General features: G+C 54.6%; 1 protein-coding gene. It reads left to right on the forward strand.

The features are described from left to right. Window positions 1-29: 29 nt before the first annotated feature. On the forward strand, window positions 30-355 hold a 326-nt coding region (locus tag E3W21_RS28740; RefSeq protein ID WP_134423030.1), incomplete at its 3' end, for an MBL fold metallo-hydrolase.

Raw genomic sequence — 355 nt, forward strand, 5'->3', positions numbered from 1 at the left:
CAGCAGCGAAAAGTACAGGAGAGAACGATATGTCCCACCCTTCGGCATTGTCCTATGAAGTACTCGTTACTGACGGGGTAACTAGGGCGAGCGATAAACGCCTACCCAATGGTGATCGCATCGTTTCATCGCCGATCACCTCAACCCTGATCTTCGGGAAAACCGACGCTGTGCTGATCGATCCGCCAATGAGCCGTGAGCAAACGCAAAAGGTCAGCGACTGGGTTGCGCAATCCGGTAAGCACTTGAAATACATCTACGTGACCCACGGACATGGCGATCACTGGTTCGGCACTGAACAGATCCTCGAGCGGTTCCCAGGGGCCACTGTATATGCCACCGAAGGCACGATCCG

This window comes from Pseudomonas sp. F01002, assembly GCF_004402115.1.
GTDB lineage: Bacteria > Pseudomonadota > Gammaproteobacteria > Pseudomonadales > Pseudomonadaceae > Aquipseudomonas > Aquipseudomonas frigoris.